Genomic DNA, 1,495 nt, shown 5'->3' with positions numbered 1-1,495 from the left:
CTCCAGGCTACCGAAGTTGAGCGATGCATTGCTGCTGACCTTGTCGCTGGCATGTCCGGCGCTGCCGTCGCTGGAATCAATCGTCAACGCAATCGCCTGGGTTGCCGGCGCCGTGGTGTCCAGGGTGAAGTTGAGCGTAGCCGACTTGCTGTTGCCCGCAGCGTCAGTATCCGTCACGACCACCACGTGCGCCCCGTCGCCTAGCTTGCTCGGGTCATAACTCGCGACAGCCGCCCCATCCACCGTGATCGAGCGCGCGGCGTCCGGGTCCTTCGCGCCGAAGATCAAGCCAGCCTTGCTGGTAACGCCGTCGCTGGCGTGGCCCGCAGCGCCGTCGGTCGTGTCTTCGCTCAGCCCGAGCGTTGGCGCAGTCAGCTGCCTGTCCAGCACGAAGTTGAAGCTGGTGGATTTCGCGTTGCCTGCTGCATCTGTATCGGTCACTTCCACGGTGTGCGCACCGTCAGCGAGCGCACTGGCGTCATAGCTAGCCACCGTGGCACCATCGACCTTGATGATGCGAGCGGCATCGGCGTCGGCGCCATTGAACGATAGCGCTGCATTGCTGGTCAGATGGTCGGCATCATGGCCGACCGCGCCGTCAGTCGTGTCCTGCACGAGCGACATGGCCGGTTTGGTGATCTTCGTATCCAGCACGAAGTCAAGGCTGGCGGTCTTGCTGTTGCCTGCGGCATCGGTGTCGATTACCGATACCGTGTGCGCGCCGTCGGCCAGCGCCGCGGCGTTGTAGCTCGCCACGGCTGCGCCATCGACTTTGATGACGCGCGTGGCATCCGTATCTTTCGCGCCGAAGTTCAGGGCGGCGTTGCTGGTCAAACGGTCGCTGTCGCGGCCTGCTCCACCGTCGGTTGTGTCCTGCGCCAGCGCGACGGTTGGCGCGGTCAGGCTCGTGTCCAGCGTGAAGTCGACGCTGGCGGACTTGCTGTTGCCAGCCGCGTCAGTGTCCGTCACGCTGACGTGGTGGGCGCCGTCGGCCAGGGAGGTCGCGTCGTAGGCCGCGACCACAGCGCCATCAACCGTGATGACGCGTGCTGCATCCGCATCTTTTGCGCCGAACGTCAGCGCGGCGTTTGCGGTCAGGTGATCGGTATTATGGCCTGCGATGCCATCCGTTGTGTCCTGCACCAGCGCCAGTGTTGGCGCAGTCAGCGTGGTATCGAGGGTGAAGTCGATGGATGTGGTCTTCGTGTTGCCCGCCGCATCGGTATCGGTAACGGATACGTTATGGACTCCATCGGCAAGTGTGGCCGGATCGTAGGCGGCGACGGTATTGCCGTCGACTTTGACCACCCGGCTGGCGTCGGCATCCTTTGTATTGAATACCAGGGCTGCATTGCTGGTCAGACGATCAGTATCGTGACCTGTCGCACCGTCGGTCGTGTCATGTGCCAGCGCAATCGTTGGCGCGGTAATCACGGAATCAAGCACGAAATCAATGCTCGCTGACTTGGTGTTCCCAGCGGCATCGGTGTCGGTG

General features: G+C 63.1%; 1 protein-coding gene. It reads right to left on the bottom strand.

Annotated features, from left to right (window positions below; translation table 11 throughout):
• Positions 1 to 1,495 (bottom strand): Ig-like domain-containing protein (locus tag AB4Z11_RS31465; RefSeq protein ID WP_442030071.1); only part of this gene is annotated, 1,495 nt, incomplete at both ends.

Origin of the sequence: Pseudoduganella sp. RAF53_2, from assembly GCF_052113985.1 — a bacterium.
Classification (GTDB): domain Bacteria; phylum Pseudomonadota; class Gammaproteobacteria; order Burkholderiales; family Burkholderiaceae_D; genus Rugamonas.
This window is presented reverse-complemented; position numbering and strand designations above follow the sequence as displayed.